The following is a 26,582-nucleotide window of genomic DNA, read 5'->3' as shown; positions in this document are numbered from 1 at the left end:
TTATGGACTACAATGCAGTTATTCCCGAGTTTATAGTCTCGAATCTAGAACAGTCTCGTTCCTTCTACTGCGATTTGCTGGGTTTTACCATCGAATACGAGCGACCAGAAGAAAACTTTCTCTTCCTATCTCTTGAAGATTGCCAACTAATGCTAGAGGAGGGGAGTAAGGAGGAACTAGCTGGACTAAACTACCCCTTTGGTCGTGGAGTCAACATCTCCTTCGGCATAAAGGATGTCCCTCGACTCTATCAGAAAGTAATCGAGTCTAACTATCCTATTCATCATCCTTTGACCAAAAGAGAATTTCGTGTTGGTGAACAATATATCTACCCTCATGAATTTGCTGTTTTAGACCCAGATGGCTATTTTTTAAGATTTAGTGAATAGTATAATACAGCACTAGAGTATAAGAAAAAGAGGCACATGCCTCTTTTTCTTATTTCCTATATCCTCACCTGTCTATCTTCAGACCGTTGTCCTGTGACAAACATGGTGAAGGTTGCCTTGCAGACATTTCGGCCATCTTGGTTGGTGATATCAACATCGACGACACAAGTGGTGCGTCCATGATGGACACATTCTCCTTTGATAGTGAGAATGTCCCCTAGATTTCCAGCTTTCAAGTAATTAATGGAAGACTGGAGTGTCACCCCGTCTAATCCTAGCGAAATCACCACAAGACCACTGATTTGGTCACAAAGAGTAAATAGATAGCCTCCATGGGCATTCCCATAATAGTTGAGTGAGGAGTCCACTACTTTTGTCGTCACCACAACGTGACCATCTCTCATTTTTTCAATTTCGTAGTTTTCAAAGGCAGATATAGCGTCAAAGTGAAAATCTTTCATACGTTCCTCCTGATATTTCAAACGACACTATGATACTACTTTTCAAGACTCTACGCAAGAGAGAAGCACTTATTCGGGCAAAATACCAACCTGCTCCACAAAGCGCATAAAGGCTGCCTGTCCTTCTTCTGTTTGCTTGTAAATCCCTGCATCTTCCAATACCCGAGCGAAGATTTTACCCACAGATTCTTGAACGATATTAAGAGCTTGGTCTTTGTCAGTCAATCCAGGATGGGATTCCTTCAACTCATCCGCCCATTCTTGGTGATAATCTGCAACTGGAACATCCTCTCCGACTAGGTAAGCTGCTACTTGCTCTACTTCTTCCTTCAAGCGTGGTGGCAAAATGGCTAAACCCATAACCTCAATCAAGCCGATATTTTCCTTCTTGATATGTTGGACATCCTTGTGGGGATGATAGATGCCGTCTGGATGCTCTGGAGAGGTTTGATTGTCCCGCAAGACCAAATCCAACTCAAACTGTCCATCTCGTTTACGGGCTATCGGTGTGATAGTATGGTGCGGAGTTCCATTGCTTTCCGCCAAGATCTGCACACTTGAATCTGAGTGCCGACGCCAAGCCAGTAAGATTTTCTCAGCAAGGTTGGTCAAATCGTCTTTTGAATCCGACGTTAATCGAATCACAGACATAGGCCATTGAACAATCCCAGCTTTGACAGATTCAAAACCATCAAAGGTAAAGCTTTTCTGAATAGGAGCCACTTCCATCGGGAATACATGGCGCCCACCTTGGTAATGATCGTGCGTCAGGATGGAGCCACCCACGATTGGTAAATCAGCATTCGAGCCTGCAAAATAACCTGGGAACTGTTCCACAATTGCTAACAAACGCTCAAAACTTTGGCGACTAATAGCCATGGGACGATGTTGGCTGTCTAGGAAAATACAGTGCTCATTAAAGTACGCATAAGGCGAATATTGGAAGCCCCACTCCTGCCCAGAAATATCAAAACGTATAATACGATGGTTGCTTCTAGCTGGATGATTGACACGTCCATGGTAGCCTTCATTTTCCATACAAAGCTGACATTGAGGATAGTTGCTCGACTTGACCAACTTGGCTGCCGCTATCTCTTTTGGATCCTTTTCAGGCTTAGAGAGATTGATAGTAATCTCCAGTTCACCGTAGTCAGAAGGAACACGATAAGCAATATTCTTTGCGATAGCCTTTAGTTTGATGTAGTCATTCTTCTGACTGAGTTGGTAGAAGTCCGCAATCGCCTGCTCTGGTGACTGGGCATAAGTAGCCCAAAAGTCTCGATTAACCTGACTTGGACAAGGCGTTACCAAGTCCATGAGGTCTGCACCGAGAATCTCACGCGCAGCCAGACTATCTTCAATCGTTTCCAAGCGAACTGCTTCCTCAACAAGCTGATCTTTTAGTTCAATCAAATCATTTTGGTCAGTCTCAACTTCAAGAACTCCATCTCCCACCAGTGCCAAGACGCGATTGCTCAGATAAATCCGATCCAACTCTTCAAAGGTGCTTTCTGCAATGACTTTGGTAACAAATGTTTCTACTAAGGTCACTAGAAAACCTCCTTCTTACTTTCTAAATAGTCTCTAACAGCATCCAAATCCTGAAAAACTTGTTCTGTTTTATTTAAGAAAGACTGTGCTGGTATTTTTAAATCTGGAATACAAATAACTGGAATCCCAGCTCTATACGCCGCTTCAATCCCTGCTTCATTATCCTCTAGTACCAAGCAATTCTCTGGTAAAACGTTCAAATCACTACAAGCCTTTAAAAATATATCAGGGTAAGGTTTGCTTCGCTTTACATCTTTTGCAAAAACTAAATGGTCAAATAGTGATAGTATACCATTGCTATCCAAGATCATTCTAGCTCGAGATTCAACACTTGAAGTTGCTAAAGCGATTGGAATGCCTTCTTTTTGCAAATAAGTAAGCAAATTTTTAGCACCTTTTTTTAAATTTACACCTTTGGCTAAGATTTGAGCTTCCAGTTCATAAACTTTATCCAAGGTTTGGTCAAAGTTCCAGGGTAAATCATAGGTATCCAAAAATCGTTGAACATTCTCCTCTTCCCTATGTCCACTGTAGTCTCTAGAATAAGTTTCTTCTGTGAAAGGAATTCCAAAATCTCTAAGCAATTCTTGATAAACTTTTAGAGAAATGATTTCAGTATCGGCTAATAAGCCATCTAAATCAAATATTACAGCTTCCATATCCTTCTCTCCTAGTCTAAAACGTGAGTTCCACCTGCAACTTCAGCGATATAGAAGCTTGGAGCGTAACCAACGATTTCTTCATAGTGTTTGCCAACAGCTTCTTTAAAGGCTTCAACCGCATCTTTTTGAACCAAGGCAATGGCACAACCACCAAAACCTGCTCCTGTCATACGAGCACCAAGAACACCTTCTTGAGCCCAAGCTGTATGAACAAGGGTATCCAATTCCAAACCAGTCACTTCGTAGTCATGTTCCAAAGAAACGTGAGACGCATTCATCAAACGACCAAACTTATCCAAATCCCCCGCTTGAAGTGCTACTTGCGCTTTAAGGGTACGTTGATTTTCAAGAACTGCGTGGCGAGCACGTTTCAAACGATTTGCGTCTTTGATCAGGTAGCTGTATTCATCAAAAGCCCATTCATCCAATTCGCCTAAAGTCTGGATATCCAAGGCCACTTGAAGTTCTTCCACTGCCTTTTCACATTCAGCACGGCGTTCATTGTACTTAGAATCTGCTAGCTCACGGCGTTTGTTGGTATTCATGATCACAACGACATTGTCCTTCAAATCAAGTGGAACCAAGTCAAATTCTAGAGTATTAGTATCAAGGTAAATAGCACGTTGGTCTGCCCCCATACCGATAGCAAATTGGTCCATAATCCCAGAGTTAACGCCGATAAAGTTATTCTCTGTCAATTTTCCGATTTTTACTAAATCTAAACGATCCAATTTTAGATCAAAGAGATACTCTGCCACGACACCTGTCAAAAGCTCCAAAGAAGCTGAAGATGACAAGCCCGCACCATTTGGAATATTCCCAAAGACATAGAAATCAAAACCTTTATCAATCACATGCCCAGCTTCTTGCAAGAAATGAAGGACACCTTTTGGATAGTTAGTCCAATTGTGCTCTTTCTCAAACTTAAGATCAGCTAGAGGAACTTCAATGATTCCTTTATCCTCAAAGTTTGCTGAGTAGAAACGCAATACTTGGTCATCACGCTTGCGTGCTGCTCCGTAAGTTCCTAGTGAAATAGCTGCTGGAAAAACATGACCACCGTTATAGTCAGTATGTTCCCCAATCAAGTTGATGCGCCCTGGCGAGAAGAAGGTTTGGTCTGCTTCTTGACCAAAAACAGCAAGGAAATCCTTGCGAAGTGCTTCAGCAGTAAGATGTTGTGTCATATGAATTCTCCTTTTACGAAATATTAGGTAAAAAAGTTTATCCTGTAATCGTTTTCTTCTATTGTACCCAAGGGTTTTGCTTAGGTCAACATTTTTACCGATATTTTACTAAACTATGAGTAAAAAGGAAGAAAAATATGCTATAATAACCTAAAAAGGAGGGGAATTATGGCTACACTCAAAGATATTGCTCAGCTAGCCTCTGTCTCGATCGCAACTGTATCCCGTGTCCTCAATCGCGATCAGAGTCTATCTGTGACAGAAGAAACCAGACATCGTATTTTAACCGTTGCCGAAGAACTAGGCTACACCAAACATCTCAAAACAGGTGAATCTCATAAACTCAAACAGAAAATCGCTATCATCCAGTGGGTCAGTGAACAGGGAGAGTTAGAAGATCTCTACTACTACCAGATTCGCCTAGGAATTGAAAATAGAGCTCAAGAATTAGATTACGACATCTTGCGCTATTTTAATGACCAGCCTTTTACGCTTAGCGAAGAAGTCATTGGGATTCTTTGTATCGGGAAATTTAGCCAAGCACAGATTGCATCATTTGAGGAATACCACAAACCCCTAGTATTTTTAGACAGTGATACGATTGCTCTTGGTCATACCTGTGTCATTACAGATTTTTATAATGCTGTTAGACAGGTTGTTGATTACTTTACAGATCATGATCGTAAAAAGATTGGTATCCTATCCGGTCTTGAAACTACTACTGACCATGAAGAAGTCATCTCAGATAAGCGTTTAGATTACTTTATATCCTATACGCAAGAAAAAGGAATTTATAACGAAGAATTCATTTTCCAAGGCTCATTTACTGCCCAATCTGGATATGATTTGATGAAGGAAGCTATTGAAAAATTAGGAGATAAACTTCCACAGGCCTTTTTTGCTGCCAGTGATAGCTTGGCCATTGGTGCCCTTCGCGCCCTTCAGGAAGCCAGCATCAGCATTCCAGAGCGCGTCAGCATTATTTCCTTTAATGATACCATTCTAACCAAGCAAGTGTTCCCACCACTTTCCAGTATCACAGTCTACACCGAAGAAATGGGACGCACAGGAATGGATATTCTGAACAGAGAAGTCCTTCACGGACGCAAAATCCCAAGCCTCACCATGCTAGGAACCAAACTGACTTTAAGAGAAAGTACCTTGCATTAAGTGCAATAGTTGAACACAAAAAAATCCTAATAGAGATTTGAGAATCTCTATTAGGTTTTTCTTTTTATACTCAATGAAAATCAAGGAGCAAACTAGGAAGCTAGTCGCAGGTTGCTCAAAGCACTGCTTTGAGGTTGTAGATATGACTGACGATGTCAGTTACCTATATCTACGGCAAGGTGAAGCTGACGTGGTTTGAAGAGATTTTCGAAGAGTATTAATCCATCACAATCATAGACTTAATAGTCTTACGTTCATCCATGTCCTTATAAGCTTGGTCGATATCTTCCAGTTTATAGCTTGAAGTAAAGACACGACCCGGATTGATATCACCGTCAAGAACTGCTTTTAATAAAACTTGTTTATCATAAGTAGTAACTGATGCTGCTCCACCTGCCACTGAGATATTTTGGGCAAAGGTTGAACCAAGGGCACGGTTATTGTAGTGAGGCACACCGACAAATCCCATGCGCCCTCCATTATGGAGTACACCTAGTGCTTGTTCAACAGCAACCTCAGTACCGACACATTCGAGAGCTACATCTGCTCCACCACCGAGAATTTCTCGCACCTTGGTAATGCCTTCTTCACCACGCTCAGCTACGACTGCTGTCGCGCCTGACTCCAAGGCCATTTGTTGACGATCTTCGTGACGACTCATGAGGACGATTTGCGATGCTCCACGCATCTTAGCTGCAATGACAGCACATTGACCAACAGCCCCATCCCCAATAACGACAACCTTGTCGCCTTTTTGCACATTAGCAACACGCGCTGCATGGTAACCGGTCGGCATGACATCAGCAAGTGTCAAAAGTGACTTGAGCATGCCTTCGCTATAATCTGAAGGTTGACCTGGAATTTTCACAAGTGCCCAATTGGCAAAGTGGAAACGGATATACTCCGCCTGGACACCACCTGACCAGTTGGTGTCAATATGGCGGTCACAAGTCCCATCATAACCGGCACGACAGGCATCACACTGACCACAACCATGAGTGAAAGGCGCGATGACAAAGTCACCTGGTTTTACAGTAGTGACAGCCTCACCAACTTCTTCGACGATTCCGATAGCCTCATGACCACTATTACTATGCCCTTCTTCGATTTCGGGATTACGGTAACTCCAAAGGTCAGAACCGCAAACGCAAGTACGGACAATGCGAATAATAGCATCATCTGGCGCTTCAATTTGCGGACGATCAATTTCTGCCAGACCAACCTGGCCAGCTTTAGTGTAAACTGCTGATTTCATATGTTTACCTCTTTTTCTTTACTTACTATTAGTATACACTTTTCTTCTTTATTTTGTGAATTCAACATCTTCGCGGTAACCCCACCATCCCATAAGGGCTGAGAAGAAAATCGCAACTGCAATAATGATAGTCATTGTTGCTGGTGTCTTGTCCGCAAAAACAGCCAAGAGAATAGATGGAATAACACCACTACCATATTGAAGGGCACCGAGAATAGCTGCTGCAGATCCTGCCATGTCACTAGGTACTGCATTTAGAGCTGCTGCATTGGAACAAGCCGCAACAATCCCATTCATACTAAAGAAACAAAACATGGGTACAACGATTCCCCAAAGTCCAAGGGCATTAGTCACTCCCATAAAGGCCAAAACCAAGGTAAATAGAAAGGCTAAGCTAGTAGAAATCGCTAGGAGTTTAGGCAGACTAAAGCGACTGACCAACTGACGGTTGACCATACTCATCAAGGATACACCGACAATATTGACTCCAAATAGAAGAGAATAGGCTTCTGCTGGGACATGATAGAAATTCATATAGATGTTCGAAGAACCAGTAATGAAGGCGTAGACGGCTACATAAAAGAAAGTCACACTCATGGTATAAACCATAAATTTTTTTGTAGTCAATAACTGAGCATAATTTTTAAAACTTTGAGCAATAGAAGCCTGACTTCTTTCAGAAGCTTGTAACGTTTCCGGGAGCAAACGTGTCGATAGGAATAGAATTCCCCCCACAAGAGCCATAAACCAGAAAATGAGATTCCAAGTGGAGATACGAAGGAAGAGACCTCCTAGGAGTGGACCTAAAATTGGAGCCACAGCCATAATCATCATGAGAGTAGACAACATCTGTGCCCCCCGTTGGCTATCATATCGATCACGAATCATGGCGCGACTAATCATGGGACCTGTACACGCTCCAAAAGCTTGAAAGACTCTCCAGAAAACGACCATCGTCATAGAGGTAGAAAGGGCACAACCAACAGAACCAATAATAAACAAGACAGTTCCAATCATCAAAGGCTTAATCCGTCCGATTCGATCGCTGATAGGTCCCCAGATGAGCTGAGCAATGGCAAATCCAATGACAAAACCTGTCACTGTCAATTCAACCCGTCCGCCAAGAGCCTCCTGCATAGCCGGCATAGCTGGTAGATAAATGTCAGTAGATAGGGAGGTGAAGGCCATAAAGCCACTTAAAATAATTAAAAATAAAAGAGGTGCTTTTTCAGATTTCTTCATATTGTCTCCTGTTAATCTTTTAGTCTAAAAATGATATAAATCTTTCTGCTGTTTCGGGTTCTTGGTGATCATGGAAGAGAGTGCTTGCTTGATCCAACTCTTCTATGCTTTTCATTTCGTCTTCTGTTAATTCAAAGTCAAAAATATCAAAATTCTCTTGCATGCGTTCCTTGCGGACTGATTTTGGAATAACTACCACATCGCTTTGGATAAGAAAACGTAGAGCTACTTGAGCAACGGATTTACCATATTTTTCTCCAATTTCCTTCAAGAGTGGTGTATTGAAGAAATCATTTTTCCCTTCTGCAAAAGGCCCCCAAGACTCGATTTGGCAATTGTATTTTTCCAAATACTTTTTAGATTCTTTTTGCTGATGAAATACGTGGGTTTCAATCTGATTAACAGCTGGTTTAATTTCCACAAAATGGTGAAGATCAATGAAACGGTTCGGTGAAAAATTTGAAACCCCAATAGCACGAACTTTCCCAGACTTATAGGCCTCTTCCATAGCTCTATATGTTCCATAATAATCACCGAAAGGTTGGTGAACCAACAAAAGGTCTATATAATCTGTTTGTAGTTTTTTCAAAGACTCTTCAATAGAAGCCTTAGCCTTTTCATAGCCTTCGTTAGAAATCCAAACCTTTGTCGTGATAAAGAATTCTTCCCGTGGAAGACCCGATTCTTTAATAGCTTCCCCAACACCTGCTTCATTGCCATAGATTTGCGCAGTATCAAAGGAACGATAGCCAACTTCGATAGCCTCAAGAACTGCTCGTTTGGTTTCATCTACTGGAGTCTGATATACCCCAAATCCAAGTTGAGGCATTTTGACATTGTTATTTAAGGTTTTGTAATACATCCTTCTTCTCCTTCATTCTTTCGATGTTTTTAGTTTACACCCAATTAAAAATTTTGTACACTATCAATAAAGGAAACTAGTTTTCACAATATGAAAACTGAAAGAGGTTATTCATGCTAAACCTAGAAGAACTAGAACAATTGCTTGCTTTCAAGGAGTTGGGTACCTTATCAAAAGTAGCTGAAAAATTCTTGATTTCCACTCCTTCTTTATCTCGTTCCATGCAACATCTAGAAGAAGAATTTGGCGTCCCACTTTTTGATCGCAGTGCCAATCGGATTTCACTCAATGAAACAGGTGAGCGTGCTGTACAAGTGGCTCGACGTATTTTGGAAACAAGTCAACAAGGCATTCATGAAGTGAGGGATTTTGACCAAGGTCTCAAGACTATCACAGTAGCCTCAGTTGCTCCAGCTCCCCTCTGGTATCTCTTTCCTGAGCTAACAAACCTATATCCAGATAAACAAATACAACATCATATTTGTTCGACTGACAAGGTCCTAAAAGCTATTGAAAAGAAAACTGTTGATTTAGTAGTTTTACCCTTTGCCTATGATGGTGATTCGACTGACTGTTTACCTTATCTTAAAGAGAGCCTAGACATAGTAGTTTCCCCAGACCATGCTTTGGCTCAGCAGGATACCGTCAGCTTTTCTGAAATTGATGGCTATAATTTCCTTCTTATGAACAAAATCGGATTTTGGAATGACTTGGTTCAAGAAAAAATGCCTGCTTCTAAATTTCTTATCCAATCCAGTCGTTTCGAATTTGAAGAATTAGCTAACAACTCTACTCTGCCACGCTTTGCAACCAATCTCAGTAAAGATAGAGAAACACTTCAAACAGAACGAGTCATCATTCCTCTGTCTGATCCAGAGGCACATGTGACCTACTATTTAGTCTCCTTCAACCCAGATATTCATTTGGCGGAATTCATTAAATAAGACAAAACTCCTAGGGTATCTAATTCACTAGGAGTCATTTTGTATTTAATGGTGATGAGCATGATTCTCCTCTAGCTCTTCCATATTGCGCTTATGGGCTTGGTGAGTTTCTAGGTCTGCATCAACCTCAATGGTGATATTTTGGAAACCACAATCTTTGAGTAAGGTTCGAATGGATTCTTTACAGACCTCCATCTGTTCAATTTCTTTTAGACAAACATGGACAATGGCATTTTTTTCCAAACCATCCATGGTCCAGAGGTTTAGCTGATTAATACTAGCAACGTGGTCCAATTGCTCCAAGTCGCTTTTTACTTGCTTGATATCGACACCTTCTGGCACAGCATCAAGGAAAATCTTGAGCGTAGACCAAAAACGAGGAATGGCTTTTGAGAGAATAAAGAAAGAAATGACCAGAGATAAGAGCGGATCCAGAATATACCAGTCGGTAAATCGCAGAACAATGGCCATTAGGATAACAGCCAGCCAACCCAGAGTATCTTCCAGAAAATGCAAGCTCAAAATAGACTCATTCTTGGTTTTTCCCTTACGAACTACTAGACTTGCCAACACATTAATGCTAACAGCAATGATTCCTAGCCAGAGGATTCCCTCATCATTGACAGGTTGTGGATGAACGAGTTTCGTTATATTTTCCAAGATAACCAGAACAGATCCTGTCATAAGAATCACAGCCGTTACCAAGGCTCCTAAGAGACTAAATCGTTTGTAACCCAAGGTGTAATGACTATCTTCTTCACGATTGGAAATTGTTTCAAGAAAGGCTGATACACCAATTGCGACTGCATCTCCCAAATCATGGACAGAGTCGGCAAGAACAGCACTGGAAGCAAACACTCCACCAGCGATAAACTCGACAATGGCATAACTTAAATTCAAGAAAAAAGCTAACCAAACTGCATATTTTGTCTTCATAATCCTGTTTCCTCTGATATAATAGATTCATGAACATCCTGTTCATTATCATTATCTAACATTCATTACAGAAAGGATAGGGGCAAACTGTTTATTTTGTAAGTTACTGAACAGTTTGTTCAAAGTGTCCATATGACTAGTCAAGATCGTCGCATTGCCAAGACACGAAAAGCTATCTATACTGCTTTTTTACAATTACTAAATCAGAAAGATTACGAATCCATCACAGTCCAAGAGATTATTGACCTAGCAGACGTTGGGCGCTCCACCTTTTACAATCACTATGAGAGTAAGGAATTACTCCTAGATGAACTCTGCCGGTATCTCTTTCATCATCTTTTTGAACGTGAAGGAAATATATCTACAAAAGCTTATTTGTCCCATATCTTTTCACATTTCAAGAAAAATCAAGACCACGTCACCAGTCTTCTTTTCTCTAAAAACGACTACTTCCTCCGTCAATTACAGAAAGAATTGGAACACCATGTTTATCCCATGGTCGCAGAGGATTTGCAAGTTTCCTATCCTAATATTCCTGCTTCCTATCTCAAGCATTTTGTTGTAACTAACTTTATTGAAACACTAACCTGGTGGCTCAAAAAAGGGAAATCTTATAAGGAAGACCAAGTAGTGAGCTTTTACTTAGATGTTTTAGAGATGAAGTAGCAAACACAACTATAGATTTCATACCACTCAAAAGAAAAATACTAGTCGACATTCTATCATTCAAATATTCCAATTCATCACGAGTATTTTACATCTACTTTCTACTTACTAATCTAATCAAACTATGATTTTTTGAGGCAATAAATTCACTAAAAAAATTCTAAGACAAGAAGTCTTAGAATTTTTTTCGTAACCAACTTTCGTCTAACTGGCCTTTACTTTTACTAAAAGCTTTCCCATGCTCATCAATAACAGCATGAATCTCTTGGCATTGTTTAAGAGTGAGTCCTTCCAAGACGTCACTATAAACAGCATGCATTTCACTATAGGTTTTAAAGTTTCCAAATCCTAAGCGTCGAAAAAGTCTTCTAGCATATTCATCAGAAATAAAAACGGGACGATCAAAAAGATAAAGTAAAAGTGCATCTGCAGTCTCTGGTCCAATCCCTTTTAACTCCAAAAGTCGCTTCCGTAAATCTTCTGTTCCAATCTTGGCAAGAACCTCAAAACCACCATTTTCTCTTAACCAAATCAGAAGTCCCCTAATCGTTTGAGATTTTTGCTTAAAAAATCCAGCAGGTCGAATACGTTCCTGTAACTCTTCTAGCGATAAAGCCAGGATACCCTCTACTGTCATGATATCCATAAGACCAGCTAAACCTAACTTGGCATTCTTCTCTGTTGTTCGCTGGATAAGAATAGTCGATACCAAATCTTCCAGCTTGTTATCCGATTGCCACCAATTTTGTTCTCCATAGTGCTTACAGAGTCGCAAAAGAGTTTCTTGTATTTCTTCTTGCCTCATCATTTCTTCAACAATCCTTGTTCCACCAAGAAATCATGTGCAACAGTATAAGCATCCTTACCATCAATACCAACCTGGTAGTTCATCTGACTCATCTGGCTCTCGGTGATTTTTCCAGCTAGTTTATTAAGAACAGCTTCCAACTTCGGATGTTTTTCGAGTAATTCAGCTTTCATGAGTGGAGCGCCTTGATAAGGAGGGAAGAGGTGTTGATCATCTTCTAAAATTTGAAGTTGGTAACGTTCGATTTCTGGGTCTGTCGAGTAAACTTCCATAATCTGTATATCACCAGCCTTGATCGCATCATAGCGAAGGGCTGGCTCCATTGTTGCCACATTGAGATTTAGTCCATAAACAGATTGCAATCCCTTGTTTCCATCCTCGCGGTCGTTAAACTCCAGAGTGAATCCTGCCTTGAGCTGTCCTTCTACTTTTTTCAAGTCTGAAATCGTCTTAAGTCCATATTCTTGCGCAATTTTTTTAGGAACTGCTATAGCATAAGTATTTTGATAAGCCATGTGATTCAGCAAGACTAGATTATCCTGTTTCTTAATACCATCACGCGCAGCTTCAAAAACTTCTTCAGAGTCATTGCTCACTTTAGGAGCTGGCTGCAAGAGAGAACCTGTAATAGTCCCTGTAAATTCTGGATAGATATCAATGTCCCCTTTTTTCAGCGCTTGATAAAGGAAATCTGTCTTCCCAAAGTTAGGCTTGACCGTCACCGTCATATCCGTATTTTCCTCAATGAGAAGCTTGTACATATTCATGAGAATCTCAGGTTCAGGTCCCAACTTCCCAGCTATAACCAGATTTTCTTTCTCTTTATTTGGAATCATGCTTGGAGCATAACTAGCTCCCAAACCAAGCACCATAACAGCAAAGGCTGCAACAATTGTACGCAACTTTGCCTTTTCCAACCATTTGAGAACAACATTAAAGAGAATAGCCAAAATAGCTGATGAGATTGCACCGATTAAAATCAGACTAGCATTCCGACGATCAATTCCCAAAAGGATAAAGGAGCCCAATCCTCCAGCTCCAACAAGAGCAGCTAGAGTTGCTGTCCCAATGATCATAACGGTTGCTGTACGAACCCCCGATACAATGACTGGCATGGCAAGTGGAATTTCAAACTTCTTGAGTCGCTCCCACTTGGTCATTCCAAAAGCAATACCTGCCTCCTCAAGACTAGGATCAATGCCGTTCAAGGCTGTGATTGTATTTTCCAAAATCGGGAAAATAGCATAAATGACTAGAGCTGTAAGGGCCGGTAAGGTTCCAATTCCCATGAAAGGAATAAAGAGACCCAATAAAGCCATTGAAGGAATGGTCTGGAAGATACCCGCAATTTGTAGCACCCAATTCGCCGCTTTTTTGTGGCTATTTAGATAAACCGCAAGTGGGATGGTCAGAAAAATAGCAACCAATAAGGTCAAAAGCGATAATTGTAAGTGTTGACCAAGAGCGGTTAACCATTCCCCAAAACGCTCTTGAAAGGTTGAAATCAAATTAGACATGAAGGCTACCTCCAAATAAGTTTGCTACAAAGTCTGTCGCAGGCGCTTGTAAAATTGTTTCAGGGTCTGCGACCTGACGAATTTCTCCATCCTGCAAAACTGCAATTCGATCCCCTAATTTCAAAGCCTCGTCCGTATCATGAGTAACGAAGATGGTGGTCATCCCGAACTCCTTATGCAAATCCTTGGTGAGAGCTTGCAACTGCTTGCGAGAGATAGCATCCAAGGCTGAAAAGGGCTCATCCATCAGCAAGATTTTTGGTTCCCCAATGATGGCTCGTACAATGCCAATCCGCTGTTGCTCCCCACCAGATAACTCGTTTGGTAACCGATGAGCATACTCTGCAGCAGGCAGGCCTACCTTGTTCAAGAGTTCTTCTGTTTTAGAAGCGATTTGCTCTTTGCTCCAGCCCTTCATCTCAGGAATGAGAGCTATATTTTCCGCAACCGTCAAGTTAGGAAATAGGGCAATAGCTTGGAGGACATAGCCGGTACTGAGACGTAACTCCCGTTCATTATAGTCCTTGATGCGTTTTCCATCCATATAGATATTGCCATCTGTCGGCTCCAAGAGTTGGTTCACCATCTTAATCATGGTGGTCTTACCAGATCCTGAAGGACCCACTAGCACCATGAATTCTCCATTTTCAATACGGAGATTGACATCTTTTAAAATATTTTTATCCGTGTAGCGCAAGGCTACATGTTTGTATTCAATCATTTAATCTACCTCATTTTTCACGATCACTTTACCAAAAGAATGGCTTCCTTCCAGATAAGCATGCGCTTCCTGAATTTGGTCAATCTTATAAACTTTTTCAGGCCCTACATCTACACGATACTGCTCGACAAAATCTACCAAAGCCTGAAGCTTATCTTGAGACACATTGCCAGAAGCAAAGGTCGTCAAGTAGAGATTGCGAGAGAGCATCTCGATCGGATCAAAGTCTGGAACAGTCCACTGACCACCTAGTAGGCCACAAGAACAGATAATCCCACCTTCTGCTGTCCGCGCAAAAGTATCGAGAATAGCACTTGGACCAACAAGATCCAAAACCTTATCGAACTGCTCTTTCGTTTGCAAGACACCATCCTTCTCCAAAATCACTTGATCAAATCCGACCGCTTTCAGTTTCTCTTCCTTAGCAAGATTTCGGCTAGTTCCTACCAAGTGAATATTAGGAAATTTCCCTTTCAGCAGTTTAGCAAAGGCAATTCCTACACCACTGGTTGCCCCGCGAACTAACACGCTATCTTGCTCCTCAATCTTAAGATTGAGAAAAGAGCCAAAAGCCGTGTAATAAGTTTCCGGAAGGGCGATCAAACTTTCCAAATCAAGTTCTGTCTTGATTGGATAAATTTGCTCATTGGGAGGAAGGGTATACTCTGCATAGCCTCCATCAAAGGCTCGGCCCATCTCCCCCATAATGGAAATGATTTGCTGGCCAATCTTCAAATCCGGTCGTGTTGTTTCCTCCACAAGACCGACACACTCAATTCCTAACACACGAGGAAACTTTACTGATGGTGATTGTCCCTTGCGGGTAAAAATTTCACTGTGATTGATGCCAAATCCTTGGATTTTCACCAGGCTCCAACCTGCCTTCAGGACTGGTTTTGGTCGTTCGACCACTTCTAATACCTCTGGTCCACCTGGAATACTCACCACAACTGCTTTCATAAGGTACTCCTTCTTAAAACTTTCCTCTATTGGTCAAGTCTTCCACCTTAGGCATCACTTCCTTATTGTCCCAATGTTCAACAATTTTTCCATTTTCTAAACGGAAGATATCGTACTGAGCATAAGCAACGCCATCAATCAATACCTGACCATAGCTAACTGCAAAATTCCCTTGCGTCAAGAGTTGGAAAACAAAATCATAGGACACATGGTGCTCAAGTACGTAGTCCTTATAAGCTTGGCTTCCTTGCCCAATCTCATGATTATGCTGGATCAGATCCTCTGCCACAAAGTCTTCCCATTGATCGAGCTCCTTGTTTTGGAAAATTTCTGTCAAGAAACGACGGACCAATTTTTTATTTTCCGCCGTCTTCTCCAAATCCTTGATTTCAAAATCTCCAAAGATCTGATCTAGTTGTCCATTTTCAGGTGTGCGATAGTAGTCAATAACGTCCCAATGCTCAACGATACGACCATTTTCATCTGCACGGAAAGTATCTGTCGTCACCCATTGGGCTTCTCCACCGTTAAGGTATTGGTGCACATGAACAAAGACCAGATTTCCATCTTCAATAGTCCGAACAATCTTGATTTCACGTTCTGGATGGCGCTTAAAAAAATCTGCAAAGAAAGCAGCGAATCCTTCTTTCCCATCTGGCACTCCTGTCGAGTGTTGGATATAGGTATCCCCTACAGAGCTCGCCTGCGCTTCTGCTACACACCCATCTTGAATAGCATGAATATAGAGATTTTGTGCATTTTGTGCTTGAAGGGACATGATTTATTCCTCGTTTTCTTTTTTCTTTAAATTAGTGATAATACGCGCTTGATAAGCTTCAAATTCTCGGATTTCTTGATCAGAAAATCCTTGATAAAAAATCTCTCCCAACTCTTTACTAACGCGGTCACCGATTTCTTTTTGCGCCCAACCGAGGTCTGTCAAAGAAATATATTTTTTCCTTTTATCCTGCGTGCAAGGTTGAATCGTGACCAAGCCTTGTTCTTCCAATTTCTTAACCATACTGGTCAATGTATTATTGGCTAGCCCCGTCGCAAGAGCGATATCGGTCGCTGTAGCGCACCCCAACTCTTGCTTCCACAAAATCGTTAAAATTTTTCCCTGTTCACTTCTGTATTGAGCATCTGGTTCCTTGCTCAAGAGTTTTTGAAAGATACGCCCGTTTAACAAACGAATCTGTAGAGCTTGGTAGCCCCCTAACATCTTATCCATTTTGTCTCCTTTTTTTATTCTATATCGAACCTTTTGAACTATTGTAACACTATGAATTACATCTATCAACTATTTCGATATAGAAATATCAATTTTTTAATAAATCTGCGTAAATCGCGTAATCCAGATCTTTAAAAACATTGAATACAACTATCATATCAGGGTGTTTTTTCTGAAACTGTACAACCGTCTCTATCGCAATCTTGGCTGCCTCTTCATTTGGAAAACGAAATTCTCCTGTTGAGATACAACAAAAGGCTAAGCTTCTAAGACCTTTTTCATAAGCTAAGTTCAAACACTCTTCGTACGACGAGACTAACTGTCGTCTTTCCAAATCTGTCACTTCTTCATAGATAATAGGGCCCACTGTATGAAGAACATAGCGTGAAGGTAAGTTGTAGGCCTTGCTCATCTTTGCTTGACCTGTAACTTCATCCCTTCCTTGCTCTTGCATGAGCTCATGACACGCTAGACGCAGTTCAACTCCTGCAGCTGTGTGAATAGCATTGTCAATACACGAATGATTAGGTACAAAACAACCTAAAAGCTTACTGTTGGCCGCATTGACAATGGCATCAACCGCCAGACGAGTGATATCGCCTTGCCACAGGTAGAGATTGGTCCGAATGGGAGTTAAGTCTCTCAAGTCTACAACTCCTTTTTCTAATAGTTTTTCTTGTAAATAACGGTCTTGTTGGTAGAGAAAGTCGGCTGTCACTGGTGCTGGATAGCGGACATTTTGAAGAGCCCGATACAACACTTCTTGCTCCTCTACCTTTTCAGGAATCTCTAGTTCTGTCAATCCTTGCTCGCTTTTTAAAACATCAATCAAATATTCTAGTATTCTAGCCATTGTTGGAGTACCTCCCTCATATCATCGTTTATAGAAATTGTCTTTTCCTTTGTAGCAGCAAAGCCTTCAAGATCATCACGATTGAGGCGAATCAAATGAGCCTTTGGAAATACTACTGTCATTTTCTCAAAAGGATAGCGAATGATGGTCGGCGTATTGTAACCGACACCCAATTCTAAGAAGACAACCTTTTGATCTTCTATCCCTTCCAAAAATCTTTGATAGGCTTCATAAGATTCCTCCCAAGTCTCATCTTGAACAAAATCCTGGTCTACACGTAAATGCATGGTCATTGGCGCCCCACAATGAGGACAATACGGTATCAAGTCGGTTGGAATTTTCAAGTCCTTGATTTCTTTTAGCATCTCCATGACAGCTCCTTCATTATCAAAGACTTGCTGGCGACAAGGGACGGAACATTGCCACTCTCCGTAGTTGCCCTGTACTTCAAAGAAACGTTCCGGAGCAAATCCTGTCTTCATAAACTGCCCATCTACATTGGTCGTAATCACAAAATAATCCTTGTCCTTTACCAAGTCGAAAAGATCTCTATAAAGTGGAAGTCCCTCTGGCTGGTAACGATTATGATAGATATGTTTGGCCCAATAGCCCCAGCGCTCCTCAGGAGTCTCAAAAGGATAAAATCCGGCAGAATACATATCCTGCATGCCGTAACGATCAATATAATCTTTAAAGAAAACCTCAAAACGTGACCCTGAGTAGGTTAAACCCGCCACTGCAGATAAACCAGCTCCTGCTCCAATCACAACCTTATCTGCTTCTTCAATAATTTTCTTTGCTTCTTGAATCTTTGTCATCTTATCATACCTCAATTTCAAATCTTGCTTGGTAGGGAGGCAATTGTGTCAAATCATAAAAGCCTCCTACTGCTTTTTTAAAACGAAAGACTTGTAAGTGACTTCGTCCCTCTTCTGTCGGATAAATCTCATACATATATGGATTAGCTTCCAACAACTCTTCAAGATGCTCTTTTCCAATCCACTCCACCTGACCCGTTAAGGAAATGGATTTACGGTCCATGGTTCCTGCTCCTTGAGTCATCCCTGTCAACGCTACACGTCCATCTTCCTTAAGACGCTTGTAGAGGGGTTTAAAATCAGCTGTCAAAAAATAGACTGTTTTCCCATCCTCCCACATCATATCCATGACAGCTGTATGCGGATGTCCCGTTTCATCAACCGTTGCCACTACAACTGAATGAATCTCTTCGACTAGTACTTTCAAATAATCCATTATATAACACCATGTCTTTCTTTGAATTTTAGTTCCATATCGAACTTTATGAAACAATTGTAACTCTTTTTATTACACCTGTCAACTATTTCGATATCGAAATAATAAAAACTTTCTACTCAAAAGTAGAAAGTCATCATTTTTATAAAATCAAACATGAATCACATCTGAATCATTCCTCTTTAAGAAACTACTATGAACCAGATAAGGACCATACTTAGAATTTTGACTATAAACCAACCATAAGGGAATGATAAAAATTTTTATAAAATATAGTAAACAAAAGAGTAGGAAAAGACTAAAACTAAGATTCCTTAATTCAAAAAAATAAAGATAAAAGAAAATTAAAGCATTTAATAGAATATTAACCCCCGTAGCAAAACTAGCTGATAAGATATTCGTCTTGATCTGAGAATTAAAGAGTTTGACAGCAAATAAAGCCAATAAAGAAATATTATAGACACAAATTGGCTTGTAATCATGACGATAAAAAACTAAACATTTGTTGTTATAAAAATTAATCCCACTACTAAAATTACTCGCCTTGTTAATCCAAACGTGCGAAACTCCACTAATATCAGTCCAAGGAACAAATAAAGCTAATCTTCTAAGATAAATCCCTTTTGGAGATATAGAAAATTTCCAAGGGCAAAGAAAGTTAATGCCAATACCAACTAAAATTAATAAAAGAAGGCAATACACTAACTGTGTTTGATGAAAGCTAAAGGCGTAATTAAATATAGTAAATTCTTGAATTCCTCGCCCAGCAATTTGATAGACAACAGAAAAATATAAAAAAACTATAAATAGAACAAATCTATAATAAATACTATGAAACTTCACAATTTTTGGCATATATTCTCCTTACTGATAATGTCGTCATCGAATGACACTTTTCTATCTGACTTAACACAAGTATACCATTAAACACTCAAAAAGCATAAACACGGAAGAAAGAGATTTTTATAAAAAGAGCTTGGCCAAGACCAAACTCTTCATTTTTCTATTCTTCCTCAACTAAGCGTTTAAACTCCGCTTGGATCTCTGTATTCTCTGTCGGCTTTAAATACATGACTCCACCATTTGTTGTTGGAGAATGAAAAACAATCGCTTCCCCTGTATCAGTTATTGCAAAAAAGTAGCTGTGCACGTCCGGGTATTTATCCCAGTTACTATATCGCTCCACAATTCGATACTTAGCATTACCTAAACCTGTATCCGTGTATTCGGCATTCATTTTTTCGCTTGGTCCATCTCCAAAGCTATAGAGATTATCCGCACCAACATCACCACCAGAAATTCCTTTTTTGTAATTAGGTTGACCTAGTCTTTCGCCCCATCCTTTAATGAAGGATTCTAATTTTGCAGATTTGCTTGCATTCCAAGGAGCTTTTTGTTTTTCTCCCGAAATGGTCGTGCTAGTAGAGCTTTCAAATTTTTGCCAATCAAAACCTCTTAAATCAATTTGATCCGATTCAGTTTTTCCAAAATTAGATCCAATATAATTAGTCTCTATTTGAAATTCTTTTTCCTGAAGTTTACTAGCCCCCTTTTGCTTTTCATTTAACTTATAAAGAGTCCCATAACCTTTACCAGTTCCTGACGACCAACTTAATTCAAGAATCTCCCCACCTTGATAAATAATTGACGCATTCCTAACTCCACCATGTCCTGCAGCAAATCCTTCTGCTAAAAGCACAGGTTTACCTTCTTGTAAAGAGTACACTCCAGTTAAAAAGTATTTTCCACTTAAATTAAGATCCGCAACAAGTAACTCCTCAACACCATCATCATTTAAATCAACAAAGGAGTAACGCATATCATCTGAACGATTTATAGTATTTTCAATAGACCAACTATTGATAGGACGTTCAGTAGCTTTTAAACTTTGATAAAGATTTGAAATTGCAGTTGAATCATTCGAAGTAGAAAATATTTTTTGGTAATCATCAAAAACTGACTTGTACAAATCTTTATAATCTTTCTTAGACTCCCCAGACTTTATCTCGTTACTAGTAGTTGAAGTAGATAAACTAACATCTTTACTAGAAAACTCAGAATTTTGATTACTACAACCAACTGTAAAAAAACTAAATATAAGAATAAACAGACTTCCTACTATACTTCTATTACCCATAAAAAACTCCTCTTGAAATGAATGGTGACCATAGCTTTGCTTACATTATATCAAATATTTGAGAGTTTCGGTAAGATAAAAAAAACTTATATATACAAATACTAAGTAAATAAGTTCTATAATTCTTATATTCGATACACCTTCAATAAATACTATGTAGCTAAATATAATGTAAAGAAATCTCATAGGCCCTATAACAAGAGAGATTAACCATTATTTAAAGTTAACCTATAATACAGTTAAATGATTATACAAGCTTACAGGAAATTAAATAAAAGACTATTGACGCATTGAAACAATAAAATATAAATGAAAGATAGAAGCTAGGAAAAGTCACGAAATCATTAAACAATACTTTTATACTCCGTGACTTTAATAACATTAAACCAAAATCTTCCTAAATTTGAAAACAAAAAGAGCGAACCATTTTGTTTAGCTCCAGATAGTAACAATTCATAACTCAACCACAGTTGTCAAAGAGGGCAAATTTGATAATTAAAGGCACAAAAAGGCTCTATAATATTTGTAGTGGGTAAATCCCCTATGGATATTATGGAGCCTATTTTTGTGTAGAAAAAAAGTCCCATAAGATCTATAATGAAAAGCGACCAAACCATCATTAGAAAGAATCCTATGGAACAATTACATTTTATCACAAAACTACTCGATATCAAAGACCCTAATATCCAGATTCTAGATGTCATCAATAGGGATACACACAAGGAAATTGTCGCTAAACTGGACTATGACGCCCCGTCTTGTCCTGATTGCGGTAATCAAATGAAGAAATATGATTTTCAAAAATCGTCTAAGATTCCTTACCTAGAAACGACTGGTATGCCTACTAGAATTCGCCTTAAAAAGCGCCGTTTTAAGTGCTATCATGCTCTAAATTGATGGTCGCTGAGACTTCTATTGTTAAGAAGAAGCATCAAATTCCTCGTATTATCAACCAAAAGATTGCTCAGAAGTTGGTTGAAAAGACTTCTATGACTGATATTGCACATCAGCTATCCATTTCAACTTCAACTGTCATTCGTAAGCTCAATGACTTTCACTTTAAGCATGATTTTTCTCGTCTTCCAGAGATTATGTCTTGGGACGAGTATGCCTTTACCAAGGGAAAGATGAGTTTTATCGCACAAGATTTTGATCAGCTCAATATCATTACTGTTCTTGAGGGAAGAACACAAGCTATCATCCGCAATCACTTTCTGCGCTACGATAGAGCCGTCCGATGTCGAGTGAAAATCATTACTATGGATATGTTTAGTCCTTACTATGACTTAGCTAAACAGCTTTTCCCATGTGCTAAAATCGTTCTAGATCGCTTTCACATTATCCAACACCTCAGCCGTGCTATGAGTCGAGTTCGTGTTCAAATTATGAACCAATTCGATAGAAAATCCCATCAATACAAGGCCATCAAGCGCTACTGGAAGCTCTTCCAACAAGATAGTCGTAAACTCAGCGATAAGCGATTTTATCGCCCTACTTTTCGCATGCACTTAACGAATAAAGAAATTCTAGGCAAGCTTTTGAGCTATTCAGAAGAATTGAAACACCACTATAATCTCTATCAACTCTTGCTTTTTCACTTCCAGAATAAAGAAGCTGACAAATTTTTCGGACTTATTGAGGACAATCTGAAGCAGGTTCATCCTCTTTTTCAGACTGTCTTTAAGACATTTCTCAAGGACAAAGAGAAAATTGTCAACGCCCTTCAATTGCCCTATTCCAACGCTAAATTGGAAGCGACTAATAATCTCATTAAACTCATCAAACGAAATGCCTTTGGATTTCGGAACTTTGATAACTTTAAGAAACGAATTTTCATCGCTCTGAATATAAAAATGGAGAGGACAACGATTGTCCTCTCCAGATGTCAGCTTTTATTCAACCCACTACAGTTGACAAAGAGCCGATAATTAAAGGTACAAAAAAAGAGCTAATAAGCTCTAATTACGGAGAATAAGGGATTCGAACCCTTGCGCCAGTTACCCGACCTAACGATTTAGCAAACCGTCCTCTTCAGCCTCTTGAGTAATTCTCCTATTAATGGGCACGAGTGGACTCGAACCACCGACCTCACGCTTATCAGGCGTGCGCTCTAACCACCTGAGCTACGCGCCCAAGTTAAATAACTTGGTAAATGAACTAAATGTTCAAAGCGGGTGACGAGAATCGAACTCGCGACAACAGCTTGGAAGGCTGTAGTTTTACCACTAAACTACACCCGCATAAAAACAAATATGGCGCGAGACGGAATCGAACCGCCGACACATGGAGCTTCAATCCATTGCTCTACCAACTGAGCTACCGAGCCTTATTGCGGGAGCAGGATTTGAACCTACGACCTTCGGGTTATGAGCCCGACGAGCTACCGAGCTGCTCCATCCCGCGTTAATAATAAAGGAGGATGTGGGATTCGAACCCACGCACGCTTTTACACGCCTGACGGTTTTCAAGACCGTTCCCTTCAGCCGGACTTGGGTAATCCTCCATAGTATTTAATGGACCTTGTAGGACTTGAACCTACGACCACTCGGTTATGAGCCGAGAGCTCTAACCAGCTGAGCTAAAGGTCCAACAAGATCATTATAGCGGCGAAGGGGATCGAACCCCCGACCTCCCGGGTATGAACCGGACGCTCTAGCCAGCTGAGCTACACCGCCATCAATCGGGAAGACAGGATTCGAACCTGCGACACCTTGGTCCCAAACCAAGTACTCTACCAAGCTGAGCTACTTCCCGAGTTAAATAGAAAAAATGCACCCTAGAGGAGTCGAACCTCTAACCGCCTGATTCGTAGTCAGGTACTCTATCCAGTTGAGCTAAGGGTGCTCATTATATGCCGAGGACCGGGATCGAACCGGTACGATCGTTACCAATCGCAGGATTTTAAGTCCTGTGCGTCTGCCAGTTCCGCCACCCCGGCCTCTCTAAGCGAACGACGGGATTCGAACCCGCGACCCCCACCTTGGCAAGGTGGTGTTCTACCACTGAACTACGTTCGCATCGACCTCTTGGTTATATTAAAAAATGCCGGCTACATGACTTGAACACGCGACCCTCTGATTACAAATCAGATGCTCTACCAACTGAGCTAAGCCGGCTTATTTCTATTATGCGGGTTAAGGGACTTGAACCCCCACGCCGTTAAGCGCCAGATCCTAAATCTGGTGCGTCTGCCAATTCCGCCAAACCCGCAATGATGACCCGTACTGGGCTCGAACCAGTGACCCATTGATTAAAAGTCAATTGCTCTACCAACTGAGCTAACGAGTCTAAAATAACTTCCGTTATCTTAAACGGTCCCGACGGGAATCGAACCCGCGATCTTCGCCGTGACAGGGCGACGTGATAACCGCTACACTACGGGACCTATGGGAGTTAACGGGATCGAACCGCTGACCCTCTGCTTGTAAGGCAGATGCTCTCCCAGCTGAGCTAAACTCCCTTTAGCTAAGCGACTTCCTTATCTCACAGGGGGCAACCCCCAACTACTTCCGGCGTTCTAGGGCTTAACTTCTGTGTTCGGCATGGGTACAGGTGTATCTCCTAGGCTATCGTCACTTAACTTTGAGTAATACCTACTCAAAATTGAATATCTTTCAAATTTCACTTAAAATAATCACGCTTCGTATTCTCAGTTACTTTGGATAAGTCCTCGAGCTATTAGTATTAGTCCGCTACATGTGTCGCCACACTTCCACTTCTAACCTATCTACCTGATCATCTCTCAGGGCTCTTACTGATATAAAATCATGGGAAATCTCATCTTGAGGTGGGTTTCACACTTAGATGCTTTCAGCGTTTATCCCTTCCCTACATAGCTACCCAGCGATGCCTTTGGCAAGACAACTGGTACACCAGCGGTAAGTCCACTCTGGTCCTCTCGTACTAGGAGCAGATCCTCTCAAATTTCCTACGCCCGCGACGGATAGGGACCGAACTGTCTCACGACGTTCTGAACCCAGCTCGCGTGCCGCTTTAATGGGCGAACAGCCCAACCCTTGGGACCGACTACAGCCCCAGGATGCGACGAGCCGACATCGAGGTGCCAAACCTCCCCGTCGATGTGAACTCTTGGGGGAGATAAGCCTGTTATCCCCAGGGTAGCTTTTATCCGTTGAGCGATGGCCCTTCCATACGGAACCACCGGATCACTAAGCCCGACTTTCGTCCCTGCTCGAGTTGTAGCTCTCGCAGTCAAGCTCCCTTATACCTTTACACTCTGCGAATGATTTCCAACCATTCTGAGGGAACCTTTGGGCGCCTCCGTTACCTTTTAGGAGGCGACCGCCCCAGTCAAACTGCCCGTCAGACACTGTCTCCGATAGGGATCACCTATCTGGGTTAGAGTGGCCATAACACAAGGGTAGTATCCCAACAGCGTCTCCTTCGAAACTGGCGTCCCGATCTCATAGACTCCTACCTATCCTGTACATGTGGTACAGACACTCAATATCAAACTGCAGTAAAGCTCCATGGGGTCTTTCCGTCCTGTCGCGGGTAACCTGCATCTTCACAGGTACTAAAATTTCACCGAGTCTCTCGTTGAGACAGTGCCCAAATCATTACGCCTTTCGTGCGGGTCGGAACTTACCCGACAAGGAATTTCGCTACCTTAGGACCGTTATAGTTACGGCCGCCGTTTACTGGGGCTTCAATTCATACCTTCGCGTTTCCGCTAAGCACTCCTCTTAACCTTCCAGCACCGGGCAGGCGTCACCCCCTATACATCATCTTACGATTTAGCAGAGAGCTGTGTTTTTGATAAACAGTTGCTTGGGCCTATTCACTGCGGCTGACTTAAAGTCAGCACCCCTTCTCCCGAAGTTACGGGGTCATTTTGCCGAGTTCCTTAACGAGAGTTCTCTCGCTCACCTGAGGCTACTCGCCTCGACTACCTGTGTCGGTTTGCGGTACGGGTAGAGTATGTTTAAACGCTAGAAGCTTTTCTTGGCAGTGTGACGTCACTAACTTCGCTACTAAACTTCGCTCCCCATCACAGCTCAATGTTATAGAACTAAGCATTTAACTCAATTCACACCTCACTGCTTAGACAGACACTTCCAATCGTCTGCTTTAGTTAGCCTACTGCGTCCCTCCATCACTACATACTCTAGTACAGGAATATCAACCTGTTGTCCATCGGATACACCTTTCGGTCTCTCCTTAGGTCCCGACTAACCCAGGGCGGACGAGCCTTCCCCTGGAAACCTTAGTCTTACGGTGGACAGGATTCTCACCTGTCTTTCGCTACTCATACCGGCATTCTCACTTCTATGCGTTCCAGCACTCCTCACGGTACACCTTCTTCACACATAGAACGCTCTCCTACCATACCTATAAAGGTATCCACAGCTTCGGTAAATTGTTTTAGCCCCGGTACATTTTCGGCGCAGGGTCACTCGACTAGTGAGCTATTACGCACTCTTTGAATGAATAGCTGCTTCTAAGCTAACATCCTAGTTGTCTGTGCAACCCCACATCCTTTTCCACTTAACAATTATTTTGGGACCTTAGCTGGTGGTCTGGGCTGTTTCCCTTTCGACTACGGATCTTAGCACTCGCAGTCTGACTGCCGACCATAATTCATTGGCATTCGGAGTTTATCTGAGATTGGTAATCCGGGATGGACCCCTCACCCAAACAGTGCTCTACCTCCAAGAATCTCTAATGTCGACGCTAGCCCTAAAGCTATTTCGGAGAGAACCAGCTATCTCCAAGTTCGTTTGGAATTTCTCCGCTACCCACAAGTCATCCAAGC

Annotated in this window: 24 protein-coding genes, 17 tRNA genes and 2 rRNA genes; 5 read left to right on the top strand and 38 right to left on the bottom strand. The window is 41.3% G+C overall.

Features of this window, described 5'->3' with window-relative positions; genetic code table 11:
* Positions 1–2: 2 nt before the first annotated feature.
* Positions 3–389, top strand: a complete 387-nt coding sequence (locus TZ96_RS04905; protein ID WP_045763133.1) for a bleomycin resistance protein — start codon at positions 3–5, stop codon at positions 387–389.
* 56 nt (positions 390–445) lie between these two features.
* Here the strand turns inward: TZ96_RS04905 and TZ96_RS04900 are convergent, their stop codons facing one another.
* The 4 genes from TZ96_RS04900 to TZ96_RS04885 form a co-directional block, all read right to left on the bottom strand.
* Positions 446–850 carry a PaaI family thioesterase gene (locus tag TZ96_RS04900; RefSeq protein WP_045763132.1) on the bottom strand — a complete coding sequence of 135 codons (405 nt, stop codon included), beginning with the start codon at positions 848–850 and terminating at the stop codon, positions 446–448.
* 69 nt (positions 851–919) lie between these two features.
* Complete coding sequence (locus tag TZ96_RS04895) at positions 920–2,401, bottom strand: UDP-glucose--hexose-1-phosphate uridylyltransferase (protein WP_045763131.1); 1,482 nt, start codon at positions 2,399–2,401, stop codon at positions 920–922.
* Positions 2,401–3,060: an HAD family hydrolase gene (locus TZ96_RS04890; RefSeq protein ID WP_045763130.1), complete on the bottom strand. Its 660-nt coding sequence runs from the start codon at positions 3,058–3,060 to the stop codon at positions 2,401–2,403. Before TZ96_RS04890 ends, TZ96_RS04895 begins: the two co-directional genes overlap by 1 nt.
* An 11-nt stretch (positions 3,061–3,071) precedes the next feature.
* Positions 3,072–4,250 (bottom strand): galactokinase, encoded by a 1,179-nt coding sequence (locus TZ96_RS04885; RefSeq protein ID WP_045763129.1) that lies wholly within the window; start codon positions 4,248–4,250, stop codon positions 3,072–3,074.
* A 168-nt stretch (positions 4,251–4,418) separates the two neighbouring features.
* Here TZ96_RS04885 and TZ96_RS04880 point away from each other — a divergent pair, with 168 nt between their 5' ends.
* Positions 4,419–5,420, top strand: coding sequence for a LacI family DNA-binding transcriptional regulator (locus TZ96_RS04880; RefSeq protein ID WP_045763128.1), 1,002 nt, complete (start codon positions 4,419–4,421; stop codon positions 5,418–5,420).
* A 217-nt stretch (positions 5,421–5,637) separates the two neighbouring features.
* Here the strand turns inward: TZ96_RS04880 and TZ96_RS04875 are convergent, their stop codons facing one another.
* The 3 genes from TZ96_RS04875 to TZ96_RS04865 are packed head-to-tail and all read right to left on the bottom strand — an operon-like array spanning position 5,638 to position 8,779.
* A complete protein-coding gene (locus TZ96_RS04875) occupies positions 5,638–6,675 on the bottom strand; it encodes a zinc-binding dehydrogenase (protein ID WP_045763127.1) in 1,038 nt (345 codons plus the stop codon).
* Positions 6,676–6,723: 48 nt separating this feature from the next.
* Positions 6,724–7,917: a multidrug effflux MFS transporter gene (locus TZ96_RS04870; RefSeq protein WP_045763126.1), complete on the bottom strand. Its 1,194-nt coding sequence runs from the start codon at positions 7,915–7,917 to the stop codon at positions 6,724–6,726.
* Positions 7,918–7,936: 19 nt separating this feature from the next.
* Positions 7,937–8,779, bottom strand: coding sequence for an aldo/keto reductase (locus TZ96_RS04865; RefSeq protein WP_045763125.1), 843 nt, complete (start codon positions 8,777–8,779; stop codon positions 7,937–7,939).
* Positions 8,780–8,892: 113 nt separating this feature from the next.
* On the opposite strand from TZ96_RS04865, the gene TZ96_RS04860 reads away from it, so the two are divergent.
* Entirely contained in the window at positions 8,893–9,723 is an 831-nt protein-coding gene (locus tag TZ96_RS04860) for a LysR family transcriptional regulator (RefSeq protein ID WP_045763124.1), read from the top strand.
* A gap of 45 nt (positions 9,724–9,768) precedes the next feature.
* On the opposite strand, the gene TZ96_RS04855 is transcribed toward TZ96_RS04860, so the two are convergent.
* Positions 9,769–10,659 (bottom strand): cation diffusion facilitator family transporter, encoded by an 891-nt coding sequence (locus tag TZ96_RS04855; protein ID WP_045763123.1) that lies wholly within the window; start codon positions 10,657–10,659, stop codon positions 9,769–9,771.
* A 132-nt stretch (positions 10,660–10,791) separates the two neighbouring features.
* Between TZ96_RS04855 and TZ96_RS04850 the strand changes: the two genes are divergently transcribed.
* The gene (locus TZ96_RS04850; RefSeq protein ID WP_045763122.1) at positions 10,792–11,325 is read left to right on the top strand and encodes a TetR/AcrR family transcriptional regulator; all 534 of its coding nucleotides are present in this window, start codon (positions 10,792–10,794) and stop codon (positions 11,323–11,325) included.
* 175 nt (positions 11,326–11,500) lie between these two features.
* On the opposite strand, the gene TZ96_RS04845 is transcribed toward TZ96_RS04850, so the two are convergent.
* The 11 genes from TZ96_RS04845 to TZ96_RS04795 all read right to left on the bottom strand — a co-directional run bounded on the left by TZ96_RS04845 (position 11,501) and on the right by TZ96_RS04795 (position 20,806).
* Entirely contained in the window at positions 11,501–12,133 is a 633-nt protein-coding gene (locus tag TZ96_RS04845; RefSeq protein ID WP_045763121.1) for an endonuclease III domain-containing protein, read from the bottom strand.
* A complete protein-coding gene (locus tag TZ96_RS04840; protein WP_045763120.1) occupies positions 12,130–13,650 on the bottom strand; it encodes an ABC transporter permease/substrate-binding protein in 1,521 nt (506 codons plus the stop codon). The genes TZ96_RS04845 and TZ96_RS04840 overlap by 4 nt, the downstream gene beginning before the upstream one ends.
* Entirely contained in the window at positions 13,643–14,371 is a 729-nt protein-coding gene (locus tag TZ96_RS04835) for an ATP-binding cassette domain-containing protein (protein WP_045763119.1), read from the bottom strand. Before TZ96_RS04835 ends, TZ96_RS04840 begins: the two co-directional genes overlap by 8 nt.
* Positions 14,372–15,331: a zinc-binding dehydrogenase gene (locus tag TZ96_RS04830; protein ID WP_045763118.1), complete on the bottom strand. Its 960-nt coding sequence runs from the start codon at positions 15,329–15,331 to the stop codon at positions 14,372–14,374.
* Between the two features lie 13 nt (positions 15,332–15,344).
* The gene (locus TZ96_RS04825; protein ID WP_045763117.1) at positions 15,345–16,109 is read right to left on the bottom strand and encodes a nuclear transport factor 2 family protein; all 765 of its coding nucleotides are present in this window, start codon (positions 16,107–16,109) and stop codon (positions 15,345–15,347) included.
* 3 nt (positions 16,110–16,112) lie between these two features.
* Positions 16,113–16,562: a MarR family winged helix-turn-helix transcriptional regulator gene (locus TZ96_RS04820; protein WP_052696559.1), complete on the bottom strand. Its 450-nt coding sequence runs from the start codon at positions 16,560–16,562 to the stop codon at positions 16,113–16,115.
* 88 nt (positions 16,563–16,650) lie between these two features.
* A complete protein-coding gene (locus TZ96_RS04815; RefSeq protein WP_045763116.1) occupies positions 16,651–17,415 on the bottom strand; it encodes a protein-ADP-ribose hydrolase in 765 nt (254 codons plus the stop codon).
* On the bottom strand, positions 17,400–18,233 hold the full coding sequence (locus tag TZ96_RS04810) for an SIR2 family NAD-dependent protein deacylase (protein ID WP_045763115.1): 834 nt from the start codon (positions 18,231–18,233) through the stop codon (positions 17,400–17,402). Before TZ96_RS04810 ends, TZ96_RS04815 begins: the two co-directional genes overlap by 16 nt.
* A gap of 4 nt (positions 18,234–18,237) precedes the next feature.
* Positions 18,238–18,669, bottom strand: a complete 432-nt coding sequence (locus tag TZ96_RS04805) for a pyridoxamine 5'-phosphate oxidase family protein (protein WP_045763114.1) — start codon at positions 18,667–18,669, stop codon at positions 18,238–18,240.
* A 150-nt stretch (positions 18,670–18,819) separates the two neighbouring features.
* Positions 18,820–19,524 (bottom strand): hypothetical protein, encoded by a 705-nt coding sequence (locus tag TZ96_RS04800; RefSeq protein ID WP_045763113.1) that lies wholly within the window; start codon positions 19,522–19,524, stop codon positions 18,820–18,822.
* A gap of 148 nt (positions 19,525–19,672) precedes the next feature.
* Positions 19,673–20,806: a DUF4767 domain-containing protein gene (locus TZ96_RS04795; RefSeq protein WP_045763112.1), complete on the bottom strand. Its 1,134-nt coding sequence runs from the start codon at positions 20,804–20,806 to the stop codon at positions 19,673–19,675.
* A gap of 633 nt (positions 20,807–21,439) precedes the next feature.
* Here TZ96_RS04795 and TZ96_RS10165 point away from each other — a divergent pair.
* A protein-coding gene (locus tag TZ96_RS10165; protein ID WP_198921492.1) for an ISL3 family transposase occupies positions 21,440–22,734 on the top strand; the annotation gives its coding sequence in 2 pieces (ribosomal slippage) (positions 21,440–21,689 and positions 21,689–22,734; 1,296 coding nt in all).
* Positions 22,735–22,771: 37 nt separating this feature from the next.
* Here TZ96_RS10165 and TZ96_RS04780 read toward each other — a convergent pair.
* From TZ96_RS04780 to TZ96_RS04690, 19 genes are all read right to left on the bottom strand, one after another.
* Positions 22,772–22,859, bottom strand: a tRNA-Ser gene (locus tag TZ96_RS04780).
* A gap of 6 nt (positions 22,860–22,865) precedes the next feature.
* Positions 22,866–22,939, bottom strand: a tRNA-Ile gene (locus tag TZ96_RS04775).
* 36 nt (positions 22,940–22,975) lie between these two features.
* Positions 22,976–23,046: transfer RNA gene (locus tag TZ96_RS04770), tRNA-Gly, on the bottom strand.
* Positions 23,047–23,059: 13 nt separating this feature from the next.
* Positions 23,060–23,132: transfer RNA gene (locus tag TZ96_RS04765), tRNA-Phe, on the bottom strand.
* Between the two features lie 3 nt (positions 23,133–23,135).
* Positions 23,136–23,209, bottom strand: a tRNA-Met gene (locus tag TZ96_RS04760).
* 10 nt (positions 23,210–23,219) lie between these two features.
* Positions 23,220–23,309: transfer RNA gene (locus TZ96_RS04755), tRNA-Ser, on the bottom strand.
* 11 nt (positions 23,310–23,320) lie between these two features.
* Positions 23,321–23,394: transfer RNA gene (locus TZ96_RS04750), tRNA-Ile, on the bottom strand.
* A 13-nt stretch (positions 23,395–23,407) separates the two neighbouring features.
* Positions 23,408–23,481 (bottom strand) — tRNA-Met (locus TZ96_RS04745).
* A 5-nt stretch (positions 23,482–23,486) separates the two neighbouring features.
* A tRNA-Pro gene (locus TZ96_RS04740) sits at positions 23,487–23,560 on the bottom strand.
* Between the two features lie 16 nt (positions 23,561–23,576).
* Positions 23,577–23,650: transfer RNA gene (locus TZ96_RS04735), tRNA-Arg, on the bottom strand.
* Positions 23,651–23,658: 8 nt separating this feature from the next.
* A tRNA-Leu gene (locus tag TZ96_RS04730) sits at positions 23,659–23,744 on the bottom strand.
* A gap of 7 nt (positions 23,745–23,751) precedes the next feature.
* Positions 23,752–23,823: transfer RNA gene (locus tag TZ96_RS04725), tRNA-Gly, on the bottom strand.
* Between the two features lie 26 nt (positions 23,824–23,849).
* Positions 23,850–23,922: transfer RNA gene (locus TZ96_RS04720), tRNA-Thr, on the bottom strand.
* Positions 23,923–23,934: 12 nt separating this feature from the next.
* Positions 23,935–24,016: transfer RNA gene (locus TZ96_RS04715), tRNA-Leu, on the bottom strand.
* 5 nt (positions 24,017–24,021) lie between these two features.
* A tRNA-Lys gene (locus TZ96_RS04710) sits at positions 24,022–24,094 on the bottom strand.
* A gap of 24 nt (positions 24,095–24,118) precedes the next feature.
* Positions 24,119–24,191: transfer RNA gene (locus TZ96_RS04705), tRNA-Asp, on the bottom strand.
* 2 nt (positions 24,192–24,193) lie between these two features.
* Positions 24,194–24,266: transfer RNA gene (locus TZ96_RS04700), tRNA-Val, on the bottom strand.
* Positions 24,267–24,270: 4 nt separating this feature from the next.
* Positions 24,271–24,386 (bottom strand): 5S ribosomal RNA (rrf, locus tag TZ96_RS04695).
* 78 nt (positions 24,387–24,464) lie between these two features.
* Positions 24,465–26,582: ribosomal RNA gene (locus TZ96_RS04690) — 23S ribosomal RNA — on the bottom strand; the annotation flags it as partial.

The sequence above is a fragment of the Streptococcus infantis genome (assembly GCF_000963255.1).
GTDB lineage: Bacteria > Bacillota > Bacilli > Lactobacillales > Streptococcaceae > Streptococcus > Streptococcus nidrosiense.
Note: the sequence above shows the minus strand (reverse complement) of the source record. Positions and strands in the feature narration are given on the sequence as shown.